The organism is Streptomyces sp. NRRL F-6676 (assembly GCF_000725625.1).
Lineage (GTDB): Bacteria > Actinomycetota > Actinomycetes > Streptomycetales > Streptomycetaceae > Streptomyces.
Genome location: NZ_KL647083.1, coordinates 79,247 through 99,079, shown reverse-complemented (window position 1 = coordinate 99,079; position 19,833 = coordinate 79,247). Strand labels below are relative to the sequence as shown.

Below are 19,833 nucleotides of genomic sequence, written 5' to 3'. Positions count from 1 at the left end.
AGTGTTCGTCACCGTACACGAGATGGGTGAGGAGCGGTAGCGTCTAGTCTGTTGACATCATCAACGCGCAGACTTACGGTCCTGAGTGAAACAAGCTGGGGGGTGACCGGGACGGTGCTGCGACCTGTGAACGGGGAGGAGTCGTCCGATGTGCGGGCGGCGCTGGGTGTGCTGCTCAAGCGGCTGAGGCGCGCGGCGGTGGACGGCGTCGTACCGGAAGGGGCCTTCCTTGCGGCCGTCCGGGAGCTCGCGCTCGGCGACGACGAGCGGGAGCGGGTACGCGACGAGCTGGCCCGGCTGGGGCTGCCCGTGCGGAGGTTGCACGTGCACACAGACGGCGACTCGCGGGGAGCGGAAAAGGTTGCACGTGTCGGCGGAAAGAGTGAAGAAAATGTGTTCCCCACGCGTGTCATGACGGCGCGGGCGCTGCTGGCGCGTTACGCGGACGTGGAAGGACGGGTCGGTTCCGGCGCGCTGGAGGGGGTGGTACGGCTCGCGGGGCTCGACCCGGCGGAGGCGGCGGCACTGCGGGGGGCCGTACGGGTCCGGGCGGTGAGGGCAGAGCCCGCGGGTGGTTCGGGTGGTCCGGGTGGTGCCAGGCCGGGGAACGGTGACGCCGCGGCGGTTGTGCCGGTTGCCGACGACGCCGCTCCGGACGTCCCGGATGCCGTGGATGTCTCAGACGTCGCGGACGTGGTGGAGGGGCTGGACGGTCTCGACGGGGCGATGGCGGCGGCGCGGGCCGTGCTGGAGACCGACCGCCTCCGCCGGGGACCGGAGAAGCGGCTGCTGAGCGCGGAGGCCGAGGTCGGGCTGGCCGTACTGCTGCGGGGCGGGCCGGAGCGCATCGCGGAGGAGGCCTCGGAGGAGGAGCTGAAGGCGCTGCCGAGTGGCGACCTCCGTATCCGTGCCAGGGACTGCCTGATCGTCCACAACCTGCGGCTCGTGCACTCCCTGGTGCGGTCGCACCTGGAACAGGGGCTGGAGTACGAAGACCTGGTCCAGCACGGTGTGCTGGGGCTGATGCGGGCGGCGCGGAAGTTCGACCCGAGGATGGGCAACAAGTTCTCGACGTACGCGACCTGGTGGATCCGGCAGTCGATGAGCCGGGCCATCGCCGATGAGGGGGCCCTCATCCGCATCCCCGTCCACATGCACGAGCAGGTGCGCAAGGTGGCGGCTGCCGAGCGGAACCTGGCCGCGCGGGGGCGCCCGGTGACCGCGGCGGACGTGGCGGTGGCCTGCGACATGACCCTGGAGAAGGTGGAGCACGCCCGGCGGCTTAGCCGCCGTACGGACTCGCTGGACCGCGTCATCGGCGACGGCGCGACCCTCGCCGACTTCGTGGCGCGCACGCATGTGCTGCCGCCGGTGGAGCAGCAGGTGGTGGGGGCGCTCTTCGTGCGGGACGTGCTGGACTTGGTGGGCACGTTCACGGAGCGGGAGGCGAGGATTCTCGTGCGGCGCCTCGCGCTCGACGGGGAAGATCCCTCGACACTGGACGAACTCGGAGGCGAGTTCGGCGTCACACGGGAGCGCATCCGGCAGATCGAGGCGAAGATGCGGCCCGCGCTGCGGGAGCGGCTGCGCGAGGTGGGCCTGGTCGGCCTCGACGCGGCGTGCGAGAGGGCCGAGCGGGCGGCGGAGAAAGCGGCGGCGGCCGCGAGGGCGGCGCGGTACGCACGGGCGACGCATGCGGCGCGGATCGCCCGCGCCCGGCAGGCCCTTCGCCGGGCCCGGGCGGAACGGCCGGTCCGGGCGGCGCGCGTGGCGCGGGCGGAGAGTGCGACCCGGCCGGAGAGCGCGGTGGAGGCCACGGTGGAGCCCCTGCGGGTGGAGCCGGTACTGGCGGAGGCCGTGCGGGCGGTCGCGGCTGGCGGCGAGGCGGGTTCGGCAGAGGCCGTGACGGCGGTTCCGGGTGGCGGCGAGGCGGGTTCGGAAGAGGCCCTGACGGCGGTTCCGGGGGGCGGCGAGACACCCGTGGAGCCTGCTCCGGAGGTTTCCAGCGGCGCGGAGGTCCCGGCGGAGCCCGGACGGGCGGCCCCTGACGGTGGCGAGAGTGTGCGCGTCGGGGAGCCGGACGTGGTCGCCGCCGACTGGACGCGTGCCCTTCGGCTGGCGAAGGCGCCCGGCGGGCAGAGTTGGCTCGCCGAGTACGTGCTCGCCGCCATGGGGCAGGAAGATCTCGTGGCGTACCTCGGGCAGACCGCGGCCGAGGCGGTCGTGAGCGTCGCCCGGGACCGGGAGCCGGCCGACCGGCCGGTGCTGACCGCGCTCGAAGTACTCCGACGCGTCTTGGACCACGTCGCGGATGCGGGGCTGCGGCCCGAGGACTTCTTCGAACGGCCCACCGAAGCGCTTCGCGGGGCGACGCCCGGTGCTTACCTCGCGGCCAGGCCGCTGGTGAACGGCGAGTCGCGGCTCGCGGTGCGAGACGCGCTGCGTGAGTTCCTGGCCGCGGTGCCGGCCCGCCCGGAGACGGCGGAGGAACTGGAAGAGATCGAGGCACCGGAGGGTGCGGGCGCGCCGGAGATCACCGCCGAGTGGGGCAGGGCCCTGGCGCTGGCGCAAGCGCCCATGGGCGGAGGCGTGCCCTGGCTCGCGGAGTACGCGGTGCTGGCGCTGGGGCAGCGGCAGCTGACGGCGTTGCTGGGCTCGTCCGCGGCGGACGCGGTGGTGCGGGCCGCGCGGGAGAAGGGGACGCTCGACCGCCCCGTGGTGCAGGCGCTCGAAGTGCTCCGGGAGGTATTCGACGGCGTGCGGGAGCTGGGGCTGCGGCCCGAACATTTCTTCGAGCACCCCGCGAAGGCACTGGCCGGCGTGGCGCCGCGGGCGCACCTTCGTACGGCGCCCCTGACGGGCGCCGAGCCGCGCCGAGCCGTGCGCGACGCGCTGAGCGAGTTCACCGCGAGGCACGCGGCAACGTCGGCGGGGCAGCACGCGCGGGTCGGACCGCCGCGGGTGGAGCCGCCGGTGGAGGCGATCGAGCCGACGGCAGTCGAGTCGCCGGCCGTCGAGCCGTCGACCGTGGCACCGGCGGCCGTGGAACCGGTGGCGGCCGAGCCGGAGGTCGTTCCCGCGGTGGAGGAGTCGCTGTCGGCGGCTGTACCGCTGACGGTCGAACCCCCGGCCGGCATGGCGCCGTTGACGGACGACGTCGATGGGTTGGTCGCCGGGGCGCGGACCCGGCGTGAGGTCAGGTTGGCACTGCTCGTGCGGGAGTACGGCCGTCGGCTGAAGGAGGAGCGCCGCAGCGCCGACGAACGTCTCGCGGCGGCCCGGGCGGAGGGCGAGCGGCAGCTCGACGCGTGGGAGGAGGAACTGCTGCACCGTGCGGACCAGGTACGGGAGCGGCGCGAGAGGCATCTCCAGCGGCAGGCCGAGGAGCGGCTCGCGCACGTGAGGGAGCAGCACCGGGAGTGGCTGCGCGCGTACCGGGAGGGTGCCGAGACCCGGATCGGCGACCTCGAGTCGCGGCTGGCGGACGCCCGGGCGGTCGGCGCCGAGCGGGAGACCGAACTGCGGCAGGCCGAGGCGGCCGCGGCCGAGCGGGAGCGCGCGGTCGCGTCGGCACGGGAGGAGTACCGCCGGGGCGCCCAGGCACGTGTGACCGAGCTGGAGCGGCGGCTGGGGGAGAGCGAGGCCGAGCTCGCGCGGCGGGACCGGTTCGTCGTGGCAGCCCGCGCGAGTGCCGAGGAGGCCGAGCGGCAGGCCACCGAGCGCATCGCGCGGAGCGAGCACGAGGCATGGGTCGCCCTCACCGATCTGCGGGCCCGGCTCGCGGACACCCAGGCGCAGCTCGGCGACGCCCAGGCGCAGCTCGCCGACGCCCGTACCCGGCTCGCCGAAGCCCAGGCGCAGCTCGCCGTCGTACAGGAGGCGGCCGGCAGCCGTACCTCCCTCCGGGACCGCTGGCGTCGGCCCTGAGCCGCCCAGTCCCCGCCTCCTGTCCGAGAAGTCCACAGACCGCGATCACCAGGAACGACATGGATCCCCGACACGAACTCGTCTCCTACCTCCGGCGGCAACTCGTCGGCCCGGCCCGCGGTGCGCACGAGACACTCGACGCCCCGCCCGACCGCCAGTACCTGATGGGCACCCTCTACCCCCAGGAAGCCGACCTCCAGCGCCAGTTGGACCTCGCCGCTGAGGAGCGCGAGGGGGCGGGGACGGAGGGGCGGGCCGAGGACACCGCACCGGCCGGGGACCCCGTACCCGAGTCCAACTCCTGGCTGCCCTCCTCCCTCGGCTTCAGCTTCTACACCGACGCCGACACCGTGGAGGTCGTCTGCGCGGCCGCCCACTACGCGACCCGCTCGCGCACGGGTGAGCGCGGCCGGAGCTGGCAGCGCATTCCACTGCCCGCCGAGACGCACACCCTCGGCCCCGACCGCGATCACGTTCCCGTACTGGACGGCCGCGCCGAACTCCGGCTGCGGCGACGGGCGTTCGGCACCGGGCAGCTCGTCACCGTCGCCCTTGTCAACTCCGCCACGCACGAACCCGGCCTCGGCAGGGCCGCCCACTGGGACCGCATGCTGTTCCAGGTGGAGCTGGAGGGGCGGCCGGTGAACGGCAGGGTGCTCCAGTACCCGAGCGTGCGCCTGGCCAGCCGTGACCCCGAGGAGCAGGAACTGCGGTTGCAGTACCGGCACGTCCGTACCCACGCCGTCGGCCACGGATGCGCGGTCGAGGAGCGGTACGACGAGACGGGTGAGCGAGTCACCGGGCTGCGCGCCGCCGTGCTCCCCGAGGCGGAGGTCACCGGTGTACGGGCGGCCGGCCCCAGCGGCTCACCTGTGCTCAACCTGTGCCACCTCGCCGACCCGGACGTTCCCGTCGACCAACTGCGCGAGGAGCTGGCCGAGTTCGCCGCCGACTACCGCGCCTGGTACGTGGGGCAGCTCAACGCGGACATCCCCGAGTGGGGGCGCGACGCCGCCGACCGGGTGCTCGGCCGGATCAACGCCGCCGTCACCCGCGTCGAGTCCGGCGTCCGCACCCTGTGCGATCCGCGCCGTCCCGAGCTGCTGCACGCCTTCCGCGCCGCCAACCGCGCGATGGCCCTGCAAATGCGGCACTCCGCGCCCGACCTCGCGGGCACCCGGCGATCCCGCCGGGACGCCGTACCGGCAGGCGCGGAGCCCGCGGCCGACGCCGACTGGCGCCCCTTCCAGCTCGCGTTCTTCCTGCTCGCCCTGGACGGGGTGTCCGACCCCCGGCACCCGGACCGGTCCGTCACCGACCTGATCTGGTTCCCCACCGGTGGCGGCAAGACCGAGGCCTACCTGCTGCTGGCCGCGTTCGCCATGGTGCTGCGCCGCCGCCGACCCGACGGCGGCGGTACCGCCGTACTCAGCCGCTACACCCTCAGCCTGCTCACCACCCAGCAGTTCCAGCGCGCCGCCACCACCGTCTGCGCCCTGGAGACCCTGCGCCGTGCCGATCCGGCCACGTACGGCGAGGAGCCCTTCTCCATCGGTCTGTGGGTGGGCGAGACCACCACACCCAACACCTACGAGAAGGCCCGCGCCGCCCTCGACAACGCCCGCCAGGCCGCCCGGCCGGAGGACGTGTTCATCCTCGACCGCTGCCCCTGGTGCGGCACACGCGTTCTGCCCGCACACAAGTCGCCCGACATCGGCGACTACGGAGTGCGCGCCGGCGCCGACTCCTTCGCCTTCTTCTGCCCGCGCGAGACTTGCGTCTTCCACGACGAACTGCCCGTCGCCGTCGTCGACGAGCAGCTCTACGACCGGCCGCCCACCTTCGTCCTCGGCACCGTCGACAAGTTCGCCCGGCTGGCCTGGGAACCGCGCGCCGGACGGCTGTTCGGGGCCACGGGCGGGACATCGGTACGGAACCTGCCGCCGTCCCTCGTCATCCAGGACGAGCTGCATCTGCTCACCGGCCCGCTCGGCACCACCGTCGGCCTGTACGAGGCGGCCGTCCTCGGGCTGTGCACCGCGCCCGACGGCACCGGCCCCAAGGTGGTCGCCTCCACGGCCACCATCCGCCGCTCCGGCGAGCAGGTCCGCGCCCTGTACGGTGGCGGCGTCCAGCTCTTCCCGCCGGCCGGACTCGACGCCCGTCACTCCTACTTCGCCGAACCCGACACCTCCCGCCCCGGTCGCCGCTACCTCGGCGTCATGGCTCAGGGACACACCGCCGGCCGCGCCGCCGTCGCCACCGCGGCCGCGCTGCTCCAGGGCGCGTACGAGCTGCCCGAGGAGCACCGGGACGCCTACTGGACCCTCGTCGCCTACCACCACAGCCTGCGCGAACTCGGCCGCACCGTCACCGCGGCGGCCGACGACATCCCCGCCCAGCTCGCCGGCCTCGACCCCGGTACCGGCGATGGCGTACGGCAGTTGGCGGACCACCAGGTGCAGGAGCTGACCAGCAACCTGCCGCGTGCCGAACAGCCCGTGCTGCTCGACCGGCTGGAGAAGCGGTGGGACGACCCGCAGTCGGTGTCCTTCCTGCCCTGCACGAACATGCTGTCCGTCGGTGTCGACGTCAAGCGGCTCGCGCTGATGCTGATGCAGGGCCAGCCCAAGACCACCGCCGAGTACATCCAGGCCACCAGCCGGGTGGGCCGGCACTCCGTGCCCGGTCTCGTCGTCACCTTCTTCAACGCCACCCGGCCCAGGGACCGTTCGCACTACGAGACCTTCGATGTCTACCACCGCTCGCTGTACCGGCACGTCGAGCCGACCAGCGTCACCCCCTGGTCCGTGCCCTCGCGGCGGCGGGCGCTGCACGCCGCGCTCGTCGTCCTCGTACGGCACCGGCTCGGGCTCGCCGCCGAGAACCAGGCCGGACAGATCCTCGACCGGCTGCCCGAAGTGGAGGCGCTCGCGGAGGAGCTGGCGGTCCGGGCCGAGGCGGCCGAGCCGTCGGCCGGGGACGAGGTCCGCAAGGAACTGGCCGGGCTGATCGCCGACTGGGAGGACGCCGCACGCGAGGCCCGCCGGGACGGCCGCGAGCTCTACTACCGCGGCCAGGGCAAGGGACAGACCAACCTGATCAAGAGTTTCGAACAGAACTACGGCCTCTGGGAGACACCGAACTCCATGCGCAACGTCGACCGGGAATGCCAGGTCATGGTGAAGGGAGCCGACCTGTGAGCCGCACGCTCCGGGTACGCCAGTCGCAGACGGTGGTGCCGTTCGGCGTCGGGGCCGTCTTCGACATCCAGGGTGAGTCGTTCGTGGCCACGGGCATCGGGGACTGGCCGGCCAGGGGCAGGCAGCGGATCGAGTCGGCCCGGCTCGCCGCCCGCCTCGGGGTCAGCGGCTTCCACGCCGCGCCCGCCACCGTCAACGACCGCTTCGACGTCCCCGACGCGCCAGGGGCCCCGTACATCCGCTTCCCGTCCTGGCTGTTCTGCGGCGCCTGCCGGCGGATGAAGCGGTGGCGGATCGCCGACGAGAAGCCCGGGCAGCCGCCGCGCTGCCCGTCCTGCTCACCGGCGCGGACCCTGGCGCCCATGCGGTTCGTGCAGATCTGCCAGGCCGGGCACCTGAGTGACGTCGACTGGTGGTTCTGGGCCCACTCCCAGCGCGACGCGGGTGAACGCCGCAACTGCGGCGAACGTGAGCGGCTGCGCTTCCAGGTCTCCGAACGGGCCTCCGGCCTGGAGGCGCTGTCCGTCGTCTGCACGGCCAAGGGCTGCGGCGCCGGCCGGGATCTGCTCGACATCCTCGGCACCCACGGCATGCGCTGCTCGGGACGCAACCCCTGGCAGCGGGCCGGTGACGCGGTGGACTGCGTCCGGCCGGTGCAGATCGTGCAGCGCACGGCCGGCAACCTGTACTACCCGGTCACGCACTCGGCACTCGACATCCCGGAGACGGACGTGCCCGCGCACGCGGACGACGCTCGCGCGGACGAGGTGCGTGCGCACCATCTGTGGGTGCCGTTGTGCCAGGTGGCGGGGACGCCGCGGGCAGTCATGTACCGGACGATCATTCAGGAGGACACCGGGGCGGACGAGGCGCTGCTCGACGCGTTGCTGGAGGAGGAGACCGGAGAGGCGGCGCCTCCGGGCGGGCCGTCCGGTGATGCGGGCGCGGCTTCCGACGCCGGTGGTGGAGCGGCTCGCCTCGATCTCAGCCGGGAGGAGTGGGCCGCGTTCATCGCCCCCGTACCGCCCGCCACCCGGGATTTCGCACTCCGCGAGACGACGCTCGGCCTCGCCGGTGAGACCACCGACCCCTGGGCCGCGCTCGGCCACCGCTTCGGCCGGATCGTCCTCGCGGATCGGCTGCGGGAGGTGCGTGCCCTGTCCGGCTTCACCCGGGTCTCCCCGGACGCGACCGTCGTCCCCGTCGACACCGCCCGCCGGCTGAAGTGGCTGCCGGCCGTCGAGGTGTTCGGCGAGGGCCTGTTCCTCACGCTGAACCGCACGGCGCTGTCGGAGTGGGAGGACGACCGGGACGTCCGCGCGCACGTGGCCGGAATGCGCGCCGACCTCGACCGCTCCTTCCAGAAGGACCGCCTCGAAGCGCTGACCGGCGCGGAACTCGCCCCCCGGTTCGTGCTTCTGCACACCCTCGCCCACCTGCTGATCCGCCAGCTCTCCTTCGAGTCCGGCTACACCACGGCGAGCCTGCGCGAACGGATCTACGCCCGCCCCGAACAGGACCAGTACGGCATCCTCGTCTACACCGCCGCCGGGGACGCCGAGGGCACCCTCGGCGGCCTCGTCCGCCAGGGTGAACCGCCGCGCCTGGCCGAGACCCTGCTGCGGATGACCGAGGCCGCCGCCTGGTGCTCGGCCGACCCGCTGTGCGCCGAACACACCGGCCAGGGCTTCGGCAACCTCAACCGCGCCGCCTGCCACGCCTGCGCGCTGCTCCCCGAGACCAGCTGCGAGACCGGCAACACCCTGCTGGACCGGGCCCTCGTCGTCGGCGGCGCACACGTACCCGGCTACCTGGAGACGATCGTCACCGCCGCCCGGGCCGCCGCGGCCGACGCACTGGAGCAGGCATGACCCTCACCTACCTCGACCTCACCTCGGACCAGCGCGGCTGCCTGGACGGACTCCCCTTCGACGGCAACCACCTGATCAGCGGCCCGCCCGGCACCGGCAAGAGCCTGCTGGCCGTGCAGCGCGCCGTCATGCTCGCCCTCACCGGCACCCCGGTGACGCTGCTGACCTACTCCAACCTGCTGCGCCAGTCGCTCGCCGGGGCGGTGCACGCGCTGGGGCCCGGCGACCGCTCGGTCCGCGTCACGACCGCGCACGCGTGGCTCGCCGAGTGGTACGGGCCGGGCGCGCCGCGCTCCGGCGACTGGTACGACTGGCCGGCTCTCTGGGACCGTGCCGCCGGCACCGGTCCCGTCCCCGGTCTCACACTGGTCGTCGACGAAGGCCAGGACCTGCCGCCGGAGTTCTACACGCTCTGCCGGATGCTGGGCGCCCGCACGACGGTCTGCGCGGACCAGTACCAGCGGCTCACCGACACCAACTCCACGGTGGAGGAGATCACCGGACGGCTCGGCCACTGCACCCGTCACGAACTCGACGGCAACCACCGCAACACCGCCCAGATAGCCGCGCTGGCCGCCCACTTCCACACCGGCACCGCGCAGCCGGTCCTCCCCGACCGGCAGGGGCCGCCGCCACGCCTGCACCGCTTCCCCGAACGAGGCGCCGCCGACCTGCTGATCCTGCTGGCCGAACAGCACCCCCGACGGAGCATCGGCGTGATCACCAACTCCAAGCACACCCAGTTCTCCCTGCTGGGCAGCCTGTCGCGCCGGGCACCGCGGCTCAAGCCGCAGCTCTACACATCCGACGCGAGGGGCGGCCAGTACCGCAACCTCGACCTGGGCCGGCCCGGCATCGTCCTCGTCCACCGCCGCAGCGCCAAGGGGCTCGGCTTCGACACCGTGGTCGTCCCCGACACCCACTCCGACGCCGCCGAGGACCCCACGTCCGCGACCCTGCGCATGGCGTACTACGTCCTGGCCACCCGCGCCCACCGCGAACTCCACCTCGGCTACGAGGGCGAACACGAGCCGCCGGTGCTGGCACGGGTGCCGAGGGGGGACCTGCTGCGGGAGGACTCACCGCCGCGGTCGCCGAAGGCCTGAAAGGCCCCGCCCCGTGCTCTTCTACGGCGTGCGCGAACTGCCGCCGCCCGCCGCGAAGTCGTGATCCCGGGGCCCGGGAGCTCGCGTCAGCGCCCGACGCCAGTGTTCCGTCAGGTACGTCCGCATCTCGCGCACGTTCACCGACTCGCGGTCGACCATGAGTTGGAGGGCCAGGCCGCGGAGTTGGGTGACGATCGCGGCTGTCGTCTCGTCGAGGGTGTGGGCGATGCCGGGGTGGATGGTGCCTTCGGTGAGGCCTGCCGTGAGGTCCTCGCGCAGGTCCCTGCGGAAGGCCTCCGTGCGGTCGTGGAAGAGGGGAGCCAGGTCAGGGGAGGTCGCGGCCTCGATCCAGAGGAGGAGGAACGCCTTGTTCAGCGGTCTCGCGTGCTTGGCCTGCTGCGCGAGGTAGCCGTCGATGAGGCGCAGGAGGCGGTCCAGGCCGGGGGGCACGTCCTCCAGGCCCGGGACGAAGCCGGACTGGGCCGCGCGGGCCAGGCGTTCGACCAGGGCCTGCTTGGAGCCGAAGTAGTGCGTGACGAGGCCCCTGCTGTAGCCGGCGCGTTCGCCGACGCGAGCCAGGGTCAGGGAGCGCAGGCCCTGCTCGGCGACCAGTTCGGCGGCGGCGTTGAGCAGGGCCGACTCCGCCTCGTCGCGGCGCTGCTTCTGGGTGCGGGCGGGGGTGGTCATGGGGTCAGACTACTCACTTACTTGTCAGCCGACCAACAAGTAGAGCAGGATGGCAGGCCTCAGGCCAGGCAACGCGAGAGGCGCCGGACCATGCCCCCTGCCCGCCCGCGGCGTGCGCCGCGCATCGATGCACGGGAAAACCGCGCACGCCTCGTCGAGTCCGCCCGCGCGGCCTTTTCCGCCGACCCCTCCGCGAGCCTCGCCTCCGTCGCCAAGGCGGCCGGGGTCGGCCAGGGCACGCTCTACCGGCACTTTTCCGGCCGGGAGGAGTTGCTGCTGGCCGTCCACGAGGCGGAGGTCGCCGGGCTGGCCGAGGACGCCGGGCGGCTGCTCGACGAGCATGAGCCGCTGGAGGCGCTTCGGTTGTGGCTGGAGCGGATCGCCGACGGGGGCGGGCGGTACGGACGGTGCCACCCGCCCGTCCTCGCCGCGCTGGAGCTGCTGCTCGCGGCGGGAAAGGACGCGGGGCAGGTGCGGGTGGACGCCGGGGCGGAGGACGTGCTCATTCTCGGGGCGTTCCTCTGGGAGAGCGGCGGCGACGGGGCCGCGTGGCGGGAGCGGCGGAAGCGCATGCTCGCCGTTCTCGTCGACGGGTTGCGGGGCGGGGCCGGTCCGCGCTGAGTGGGCGGGCGGCTCCCGCTGGGAGGGCGGAGAGGAACATGCCCAGGATGCCGCCGCCTCCGGCGACAGGCTGCGCATCCGCGCGGATCCGGCATCGGGCCGGGAGCCGGACGGGGCGATCGCGTCCGGCTTTCCGGCCGGGGAGACCGGGTCCGGCTTTCCGGACGGGGCGATCGCGCCCGGCTCCCCTGCCGGGGCGACCGCGTCCGCCGCGTCCGCCGTGTCCGCCCAGTACGTCGATCCCGACGGCTTCCACCCTTCCACCCGGCCGGTGGAGGCACGGCGCGCGAGCACTGCCGGAAACGGGTCAATGGGCCAGGAGCAGCACGAGGACGACAAGAGCCACGGCCGCCGCCACGGCCAGCAGGGCTTTGCGCCGCCCCTCCTCCGACACCCGCCGTCGTACTGTGAGTTGTCCGCCGACGTCTCGGAAAACGTACAGCTCGAGGTTGCCGGAGCCGGGTGGTGTCGCCCTGACGACCGTGAGCCGCCGGAGGACGACCTCGCGTTCCTTCTCGCCCGGCTGTACACCCAGTTCGGGCTCGAGTGCGGAGCGATGGGAAGGGAGGAGGCCGTCGGGAAGCGGATCGTCGGCGCCGAGCCGGTCCTCGCGCCAGCCGGCCGAGCCCAGTTCCGACGCCACCTGCCGGGGCCTCGGGACGGGGGGCGGCACCGAGCGGGTCCGGGAGACCCACTCTATTCGTCCGGCGGTCCAGGACGTGAGGCTCCCGTGCCCCTTGCACGTGGTGCAGTCGACGGTGCCCGACGCCTTGCACGGACCGCAGGGGATACGCCCCCTCGCCTCGCACTCCGTGCACCTCACCTTCCCCCAGCCCCGGCATCCGGGGCACGCGCTGTCAGGTGTCCGGCAGGCCTCGCAGGTCACCCGCTCCTGGGGGCGGTCGGCCCTGCCCGGCTTCACCGGCCGTGGTGGGGTGCTGGGCAGGCCGCCGTGTTTCAGGAGCTGCGTGCACGCCGTGACACCCTCGCACACCGTGCACGTCTGGGCGGGCTCGCACGGGCGGTATCTCATCCCCTTGCAGTCGGCGCACTGCCGTCGGCCGTTGCCGCAGTCGCAGGACGCGAGATGCACCGTGCCACGCCTGACCAGGTCGATCGGCCGGTCGACGGGCTTCTCGTGCGGGCCGAGCTTGTAGTCCCGCAGCACGTCGTAGAGGGGTCGCTCCGAGAGGTCGACGGTGCCGGGCCGGTGATGCGTCCTCTCGGAGCGCTGCTCGATGCGGCGGGTGACGGAGGCCTCTAGCAGATGCAGCCGGGAGAGCCGGAAATCCGTCGGAGCCGGTCCCGGACGTCTGCGCCGGCCGCGTGCCGAGAACGCGTCGAGCGCCTTGTGCACCTCGTCGTCGGACGGGTCGTCGTTCGTCACCGCGACGCTCACTCCCCCCAGGCGCGCCTCCACCGCCCGGGGCAGAAGCCGGACAGCGCCGAACGACATCAGTGTGACGGGACGGACCCCGTCACGAAAGGGCGCACAAGGGGAGGCCACGCCTCCCTTCCACCGCCCCCTTGAGCGGGTCGGAGGCGTGCGTCCTCCTCAGGCTCGGCCTGCCAGTTCAGGCAGTGAGGTCGCCGGCTGTGTCCTCACCTCGGCCGTCGGCCTCGGCTTCGGCTTCGGCGTCGACTTCAGCTCCTGCTCCTGCTCCTGCTCCTGCTCCTGCTCCTGTTCCTGTTCCTGCTCCGGGTCGGCCCGTTCCGTCCACAGCCAGCCCACGTCCCGCCCGAACGACCACACCAGCCAGCCCAGCGCCGACGACACCAGGACCGCCGACGCCTGGTACGGCAGCCAGCCCGACGCCGCCGCCAGCAGGGCGATGCCCTGGTACGCCGCCACCGTCTTGCGGGCCATGCTGTGCGGAAGCGGGGCGTTCAGCCATGGCTGGAAGCGGGCCGCCGCCACGAACAGGTAGCGCATCGCGCCGATCAGCAGGACCCACGGGCCCAGCGACATCGACACGTACACGCTCAGGACGAGGATGAGGAACGCGTCCACCTCCATGTCGAAGCGGGCGCCGAGCACCGACGACGTGCCCGTGCGGCGGGCGACCTTGCCGTCGACGCCGTCCAGGATCAGGGCGACCGCCGTCAGCCCCACGAAGAGCGTGACGGGCGGCGCCGTCTCGAAGGAGTCCGCCACCAGCGCCGTCACCCCGCCCACCAGCGTGGCCCGGCCCAGCGTGACCCGGTTGGCCGGGCCGAACGACGTCAGCCGGGAGCGGAGTACGGCGCGGGTGAGGACGGCCCAGGTGGCGAGGGCGAAGGCCAGGCCGGTCAGCCAGCCCGCCGGACTCATGCCCGTCGCCGTGCCCAGCAGGGCCAGCAGCAACACCTGCACGCCCGCCCCCACGGTCGTCTCCTGCTGCAACAGCCTCGCGTCGTATGTGTGGTTCAGGGCCACCGCTCACCCTCCGGCCGGTGTCGTCGAGATCAGCGAGATCAGTGAGATCAGCGAGATCGTCGAGTGACAGATTCGATCTTCGTTGCGTACGTTGTGCGCGACTTCGTGATGTGCTTCGGGACTTCTTGTAGCTGCGGTACGTGGGGAATCCGTCGATCGTTCAGAGGGGCGCAAATGAAAAGCACAGGAAGCACAGGAAGCACAGGAAACGCAGGAAGCGAACGAAGCGAACGAAGCACGGAACGTTCCGCTCGGGCCTTCTGGGTGCGGGAGCCCGGGCTCGGCGAGATCCGCGACGTCGCGCTGCCCGAGCCGGGCGAGGGCGACGTGGTCGTACGGGCGCTGTACTCCGGGGTCAGCCGCGGCACCGAGACCCTCGTCTTCCGGGGCGGTGTGCCCGCGAACCAGTACGGCGCCATGCGCGCGCCCTTCCAGGACGGCGACTTCCCCGCCCCGGTCAAGTACGGGTACCTCAGCGTCGGGGTCGTCGAGTGGGGGCCCGGGGAGCTGCTGGGACGGAACGTGTTCTGCCTCTTCCCGCACCAGACGCGGTACGTCGTGCCCGCCTCCGCCGTCACCCCCGTGCCCGAGCGCGTACCGGCCGGGCGGGCCGTCCTCGCGGGGACCGTCGAGACCGCCGTCAACGCCCTGTGGGACGCCACGCCGCTGCTCGGCGACCGCATCGCCGTCGTGGGGGGCGGGATGGTCGGATGCAGCGTCGCCGCGCTGCTCGCCCGGTTCCCCGGGGTGCGGGTGCAGCTCGTCGACGCCGAGGCGGGACGGGCCGACGTCGCCCGCGCGCTCGGGGTCGACTTCGCCCTGCCGGAGGAGGCGCTCGGGGAGTGCGACCTCGTCGTGCACGCCAGCGCGAGCGAGGCCGGGGCCCGACGCTCACTCGAACTGCTCGCCCACGAGGGCACCTTGGTCGAGATGAGCTGGTACGGGGACCGGATCGTCGGGCTGCCGCTCGGCGAGGCCTTCCACTCCCGGCGGCTCACCGTGCGCAGCAGCCAGGTCGGCACGGTCTCGCCCCGTGCGCGGTCCGGGCGTACGTACGGCGACCGGCTCGCCCTCGCCCTCGACCTGCTCGCCGACCCCGCGTTCGACGCGCTCATCAGCGGAGACAGTTCTTTCGAGGAGCTGCCGGAGCTGTTGTCGCGGCTCACCTCGGGCGAACTCGGCGGGCTCTGCCACCGGGTGACGTACGTCTGAAGCCGCCCGCCGGCACGGCTGGGGCCGCCCGCCGGCAGGTGGCGGCCCGTGAACCGGCGAAGCCGCTGCTGAACAACTGAACAACCCGCGTCGATCGGCCGTACTACACGGCATGCCTGGCCCGGCCGGGGTTCCCGTCCTCCGTGACGGGGGTACCGTCCGGGCGCTCAGACGCACCGCACCTGGAGGGTCGTCCGTTGTTCAGCATCACGGTCCGCGATCACCTGATGATCGCCCACAGCTTCCGCGGCGAGGTCTTCGGCCCCGCGCAGCGCCTGCACGGAGCGACGTTCCTCGTGGACGCCACCTTCCGCCGCCCCGAGCTGGACGACGACAACATCGTCGTCGACATCGGACTGGCCACGCAGGAACTCGGCGCCGTCGTCGCCGAGCTGAACTACCGCAACCTCGACAACGAGCCCGACTTCGCCGACACCAACACCTCGACGGAGTTCCTCGCGAAGGTCGTCGCCGACCGGCTCGCCCAGCGCGTCCAGGACGGCCGGCTCGGCGAGGGGGCCCGCGGGCTCACCGGGCTCACCGTCACCCTGCACGAGTCGCACATCGCCTGGGCGAGTTACGAGCGTGACCTGTGAGTGACGTGATCACCCAGCAGACGGCCCGTCCCACCACGGGGCAGGTGGCCCGTCCCACTGCGGGGCAGACGGCCCGTCCCACCACTGGACAGCCGGCCCGTCCCACCGCCGGGCAGACGGCCCCCGCCGTCCGTCGGCGGCTGGACTACGTGCCCTTCCAGCAGGCCGCCCCCGCTTCCGTCCCCACCCACGCCGAGATCATCCCCATGTCCCTGCGCACCCTGCACTTCGTGCTGCCGGCCGGGGTCGACGACCCCGCCAACCCCAGCGGCGGCAACGCCTACGACCGCCGGATCTGCCTCGACCTCCCCGGCTTCGGCTGGCAGGTCGTCAAGCACACCGTCGGCGGCGCCTGGCCCGCCCCCGGCGCCGACGCCCGCGCCGCCCTCGCCCGCACCCTGCGCGAACTGCCCGACGGCACGGTCGTGCTGCTCGACGGCCTCGTCGCCTGCGGCGTCCCCGAGGTCGTCGTCCCGGAGGCCGAACGGCTCTGTCTCGCCGTCCTCGTCCACCTCCCGCTCGGCGACGAGACCGGGCTCGACGCCGACATCGCCGCCGCGCTCGACGCCAAGGAGCGCGAGACCCTGCGCGCCGTCTCCGCGGTGATCGCCACCAGCGACTGGGCCGTACGCCGGCTCGTCTCCCACCACGGGCTCGCCCCCGACCGCGTGCACGTCGCTGCCCCCGGCGCCGACATCGCCCCCCTCGCCTCCGGCACCGACGGCCTCTCGCAGCTCCTGTGCGTCGCGTCCGTCACCCCGCGCAAGGGGCAGCACCGGCTGGTCGAGGCGCTCGCGACCGCCCCCGACCTGCCGTGGAGCTGCGTGTGCGTCGGCTCGCTCACGCAGGACCCCGAGTATGTCGCCGGGGTCCAGGAGCTGATCACCGCGCACGGGCTCGGCGACCGGTTCCGCCTCGTCGGGCCGCGCTCCGGCGCCGCGCTCGACGCCAGCTACGCCGCCGCCGACCTGATGGTCCTCGCCTCCTACGCCGAGACCTACGGCATGGCCGTCACCGAGGCGCTCGCCCGGGGCATCCCCGTCCTCGCCACCGACGTGGGCGGGCTGCCCGAAGCGGTGGGACGCGCGCCGGACGGCGGGGTGCCCGGCATCCTCGTACCGCCGGAGGACCCCGCCGCGCTCGCCGCCGAGCTGCGCGGGTGGTTCGGCGAGGCGGACGTACGGCGCCGGCTGAAGGCCGCCGCGCGGGGGCGCCGGGCCGCGCTCGACGGTTGGGCCACCACCGCGCGCAGCCTCGCGGCGGTACTGGGCCGGTTGCGGCCCGAGTCCCGGGAGGCGGCGTGAGGACGGGGGCGGGTGCGAACGCGGATGCGGGTGCGCACGTAAGTGCGGGTGCGGGGCCGGGGGCGGATGTGAGTGCGGGGCCCGTCGGTTCGCTTTCCGCCGTGCCCGCGCCCGGCGCCGGGCCCGTCGACGACGAGTCGGGCGTGCCCCGGTACGCCCCCCGGTGGCTGCGGCTGCGCGAGCCCGCCGACGCCGCCGCGCGCGCCCATGACCTGCTGGACCCGTTGCGCATCCGGCTCGCCAACCGGCCGGGCCGGCGCGGGGCCGGGCTCGTCGTGCACGACCTCGGCTGCGGTACCGGCTCCATGGGGCGCTGGCTGGCGCCCCTGCTCGACGGGCCCCAGCACTGGATCCTGCACGACCGCGACCCCTATCTGCTGCACTTCGCCGCCGTGGGGGCGCCCCGGTCCGCCGCCGACGGCAGCCGGATCGAGGTCACCACACAACGCGGCGACCTCGGCCGGCTCACCGCCGACGTGCTCGCCGGTGCCTCCCTCGTGACCGCGTCCGCGCTGCTCGACGTGCTCACCCGCGAGGAGATCGACACGCTCGCGGCGGCCTGTGTCGGGGCGGGCGTCCCCGCGCTGCTCACCCTGTCCGTCGTCGGACGGGTCGAGTTGACGCCCTCCCGCCCGCTCGACGCGGAACTCGCCGCCGCGTTCGACGCCCACCAGCGCCGCGGCGAACTCCTCGGCCCGGACGCGGTCACCGCCGCCTGCGAGGCGTTCGGCCGCCTCGGTGCGACGGTGCGGGTGCACCCCAGCCCCTGGCGGCTCGGGGCCGAGCACGCCGAGCTGGCGGGGGAGTGGCTGCGGGGATGGGTCGGCGCGGCCGTCGAACAGCGGCCGGAGCTGGCGGCGTGTGCGGATACGTATCTGCGGGAGCGGCTCGCCCAGTGCGGGGGCGGGGAGTTGGGGATCGTGGTCGGGCACAGTGATGTGCTCGTGCTGCCGGGGGCGGGTGGGGTGTCGTGACCACCGCGGTTTCGGAGGTGACGGGAGCGGCGGGGGCCGCGGCGGGGCGGTCGCGGGTGCCGGCGGTTGTGCGGCGGCACTTCGGGAGCGTGGCCGGGGTGGTCATCCTCGCCGTGCTGCTGTGGCGGCTCGGTACCGGGGTGTTCCTGGACGGGCTGCGGCGCATCGACACGCCGACGCTGCTCGCCGGGCTCGGCATCGGGCTGCTCACCACCGTGCTCAGCGCCTGGCGCTGGTGCCTGGTGGCGCGGCGCCTCGGCATCCGGCTGCGGCTGCGGGACGCCGTCGCCGACTACTACCGGGCGCTGTTCCTCAACGCCGCCCTGCCCGGCGGCGTCCTCGGCGACGTGCACCGTGCCGTGCGGCACGGGCGCGACTCCGGCGACCTCGGGCGCGGGGTGCGGGCCGTGGTGATGGAACGGACGGCGGGGCAGCTCGCGTTGGTCGCGGCGGGGGTGCCGGTGCTGCTTCTGGTCGAGTCGCCCGTGGTGCACCAGGTGCGGCACGGTGTGGCCGTGCTCGGGGTGGTCATCGTGGGTGTGGCGGCTGTGGTGGCCGCGGTGCGGATGGGGCGTGCGGGGCGTGTGCCTCGTACGGTGCGTGCAGATGGTGCGGGTGCGGGTGCGGGGGCGGATGCCGGTTCCGCTTCCGGTTCGCGGTGGCGGGCTGTGCGTGCGGAATGTGCCGAGGCGCGGGGTGTGCTGCTCGACCGGCGGGTCGGGGGTGGGGTGCTCTTCTCTTCCCTCGCCGTGCTCGGTGGGTATCTGCTGACGTTCCTCGTTGCCGCGCGGGCCGCCGGGGCCGACGTGAGTCCGCTGCGGCTGCTGCCGCTCGCCATGCTCGCGTTGATCGCCATGGGGCTGCCGTTGAACGTCGGCGGCTGGGGGCCCCGGGAAGGCGTCACCGCCTGGGCGTTCGGGGCGGCGGGGCTGGGTGCGGGGACGGGACTCAGTGTCGCCGTCGTGTACGGGGTGCTGAGCTTCGTGGCGAGTCTGCCGGGGGTTGTCGTGTTGGTGGTGCGGTGGGTCGGCGGTTCGCGGGTCCTGTCCCATGTTCCGTTTCCCCGGTCGCCTCCTGGGGTGACGGATTCGGAGACGGAGACGGGGCCGGGTTCCCGTTACGCCTAAGGGTTCAGCAGGGTGAAGTACGCGGCGAAGGAGTCGGTCAGTGCGGTGAGTATGCGTTCCCCCTTCTCCGCCGAGGCGAGTGAAGGACGGCCGATGACACCGGATTCCGTGTAGGCGGCCATGCCGGTCGTCAGCAGGTGCCGGCGGTCGTCGGCGACGAGATCGGTGGCCTCGTATCCACCGCGGACCACCTCGGGATGACAGTGGAGGAGGAGGGAGGTCTCTATTTCCCCCGCGTGCATGTCGGTCAGCAACGAGGTCTCGACTCCGGCCCGTTCGCGTGCGGATTCCCAGTCCTCCGGGGCCGGGAAAAGCGCCATGGTGGGTCCTTCGGCCGCGGTGGCTTCCTGCACCACATTGCCGAGTACGTAATTGCCGCCGTGGCCGTTGACCAGGACGAGGGCCTCGACTCCGGAGCGGCGCAGCGATTGTGCGATGTCCCGTACCACCGCGTGGAGAGTGACGGAGGAGATGCTGACCGTGCCGGGCCAGTCCGCATGCTCGTGCGAACAGGCGATCGTCACCGGGGGCAGGAGGTGCACCGGGTATCGCGCGGCGACCGCGCGGGCTATCGCGCAGGCGACCAGGGTGTCCGTCGCCAACGGCAGGCAGGGGCCGTGCTGTTCGAAGCTGCCGATGGGGAGGACGGCGACCTGGGGGTTCTGGCCGGCGGCCCGGCGTCGTACGTCCTCGGTGGTGTCGGTCGGGAGGACGCCGGTGGTGTCGGTCGGTGCTTCTTTCTTCATTTCGTGGCTTCCCTTCCTCAATGTGTTCTTCAGATAGGAACTG

Annotated in this window: 14 protein-coding genes; 10 read left to right on the top strand and 4 right to left on the bottom strand. The window is 73.4% G+C overall.

Features of this window, described 5'->3' with window-relative positions:
* The first annotated feature begins 114 nt into the window (after window positions 1–114).
* Genes IO29_RS35830 through IO29_RS31890 form a run of 4 tightly spaced genes read left to right on the top strand, consistent with a single transcriptional unit; the run spans window position 115 to window position 10,107 of the window.
* On the top strand, window positions 115–3,927 hold the full coding sequence (locus IO29_RS35830; protein ID WP_158709278.1) for a sigma-70 family RNA polymerase sigma factor: 3,813 nt from the start codon (window positions 115–117) through the stop codon (window positions 3,925–3,927).
* Window positions 3,928–3,986: 59 nt separating this feature from the next.
* Window positions 3,987–7,130 (top strand): helicase-related protein, encoded by a 3,144-nt coding sequence (locus IO29_RS31900; protein WP_030378420.1) that lies wholly within the window; start codon window positions 3,987–3,989, stop codon window positions 7,128–7,130.
* The gene (gene drmB, locus IO29_RS31895; protein ID WP_030378421.1) at window positions 7,127–9,001 is read left to right on the top strand and encodes a DUF1998 domain-containing protein; all 1,875 of its coding nucleotides are present in this window, start codon (window positions 7,127–7,129) and stop codon (window positions 8,999–9,001) included. Before IO29_RS31900 ends, drmB begins: the two co-directional genes overlap by 4 nt.
* Complete coding sequence (locus IO29_RS31890; protein WP_030378422.1) at window positions 8,998–10,107, top strand: DEAD/DEAH box helicase; 1,110 nt, start codon at window positions 8,998–9,000, stop codon at window positions 10,105–10,107. Before drmB ends, IO29_RS31890 begins: the two co-directional genes overlap by 4 nt.
* 21 nt (window positions 10,108–10,128) lie before the next feature.
* Here the strand turns inward: IO29_RS31890 and IO29_RS31885 are convergent, their stop codons facing one another.
* On the bottom strand, window positions 10,129–10,794 hold the full coding sequence (locus IO29_RS31885; RefSeq protein WP_051707244.1) for a TetR/AcrR family transcriptional regulator: 666 nt from the start codon (window positions 10,792–10,794) through the stop codon (window positions 10,129–10,131).
* Window positions 10,795–10,884: 90 nt separating this feature from the next.
* Here IO29_RS31885 and IO29_RS31880 point away from each other — a divergent pair, with 90 nt between their 5' ends.
* Window positions 10,885–11,415, top strand: a complete 531-nt coding sequence (locus tag IO29_RS31880) for a TetR/AcrR family transcriptional regulator (protein ID WP_030378424.1) — start codon at window positions 10,885–10,887, stop codon at window positions 11,413–11,415.
* Window positions 11,416–11,722: 307 nt separating this feature from the next.
* Here IO29_RS31880 and IO29_RS31875 read toward each other — a convergent pair whose 3' ends face one another.
* Window positions 11,723–12,871 (bottom strand): DnaJ-like cysteine-rich domain-containing protein, encoded by a 1,149-nt coding sequence (locus tag IO29_RS31875; RefSeq protein ID WP_158709277.1) that lies wholly within the window; start codon window positions 12,869–12,871, stop codon window positions 11,723–11,725.
* A 99-nt stretch (window positions 12,872–12,970) separates the two neighbouring features.
* Window positions 12,971–13,831: a CDP-alcohol phosphatidyltransferase family protein gene (locus IO29_RS31870; RefSeq protein WP_234307434.1), complete on the bottom strand. Its 861-nt coding sequence runs from the start codon at window positions 13,829–13,831 to the stop codon at window positions 12,971–12,973.
* 264 nt (window positions 13,832–14,095) lie between these two features.
* On the opposite strand from IO29_RS31870, the gene IO29_RS31865 reads away from it, so the two are divergent.
* The 5 genes from IO29_RS31865 (at window position 14,096) to IO29_RS31850 (ending at window position 19,044) form a co-directional block, all read left to right on the top strand.
* Complete coding sequence (locus tag IO29_RS31865; RefSeq protein ID WP_030378427.1) at window positions 14,096–15,043, top strand: zinc-dependent alcohol dehydrogenase; 948 nt, start codon at window positions 14,096–14,098, stop codon at window positions 15,041–15,043.
* 197 nt (window positions 15,044–15,240) lie between these two features.
* Window positions 15,241–15,639, top strand: a complete 399-nt coding sequence (locus IO29_RS31860; RefSeq protein WP_030378428.1) for a 6-pyruvoyl trahydropterin synthase family protein — start codon at window positions 15,241–15,243, stop codon at window positions 15,637–15,639.
* A gap of 140 nt (window positions 15,640–15,779) precedes the next feature.
* Window positions 15,780–16,943, top strand: a complete 1,164-nt coding sequence (locus tag IO29_RS35825) for a glycosyltransferase family 4 protein (RefSeq protein WP_106969698.1) — start codon at window positions 15,780–15,782, stop codon at window positions 16,941–16,943.
* Window positions 16,940–17,917 carry a class I SAM-dependent methyltransferase gene (locus IO29_RS31855; RefSeq protein ID WP_420705335.1) on the top strand — a complete coding sequence of 326 codons (978 nt, stop codon included), beginning with the start codon at window positions 16,940–16,942 and terminating at the stop codon, window positions 17,915–17,917. The genes IO29_RS35825 and IO29_RS31855 overlap by 4 nt, the downstream gene beginning before the upstream one ends.
* Window positions 17,914–19,044 (top strand): lysylphosphatidylglycerol synthase transmembrane domain-containing protein, encoded by a 1,131-nt coding sequence (locus IO29_RS31850; protein WP_033224520.1) that lies wholly within the window; start codon window positions 17,914–17,916, stop codon window positions 19,042–19,044. The genes IO29_RS31855 and IO29_RS31850 overlap by 4 nt, the downstream gene beginning before the upstream one ends.
* Here IO29_RS31850 and IO29_RS31845 read toward each other — a convergent pair.
* Window positions 19,041–19,790 (bottom strand): creatininase family protein, encoded by a 750-nt coding sequence (locus IO29_RS31845; RefSeq protein ID WP_030378432.1) that lies wholly within the window; start codon window positions 19,788–19,790, stop codon window positions 19,041–19,043. The two genes, IO29_RS31850 and IO29_RS31845, sit on opposite strands and share 4 nt — an antisense overlap.
* Window positions 19,791–19,833: the final 43 nt, after the last annotated feature.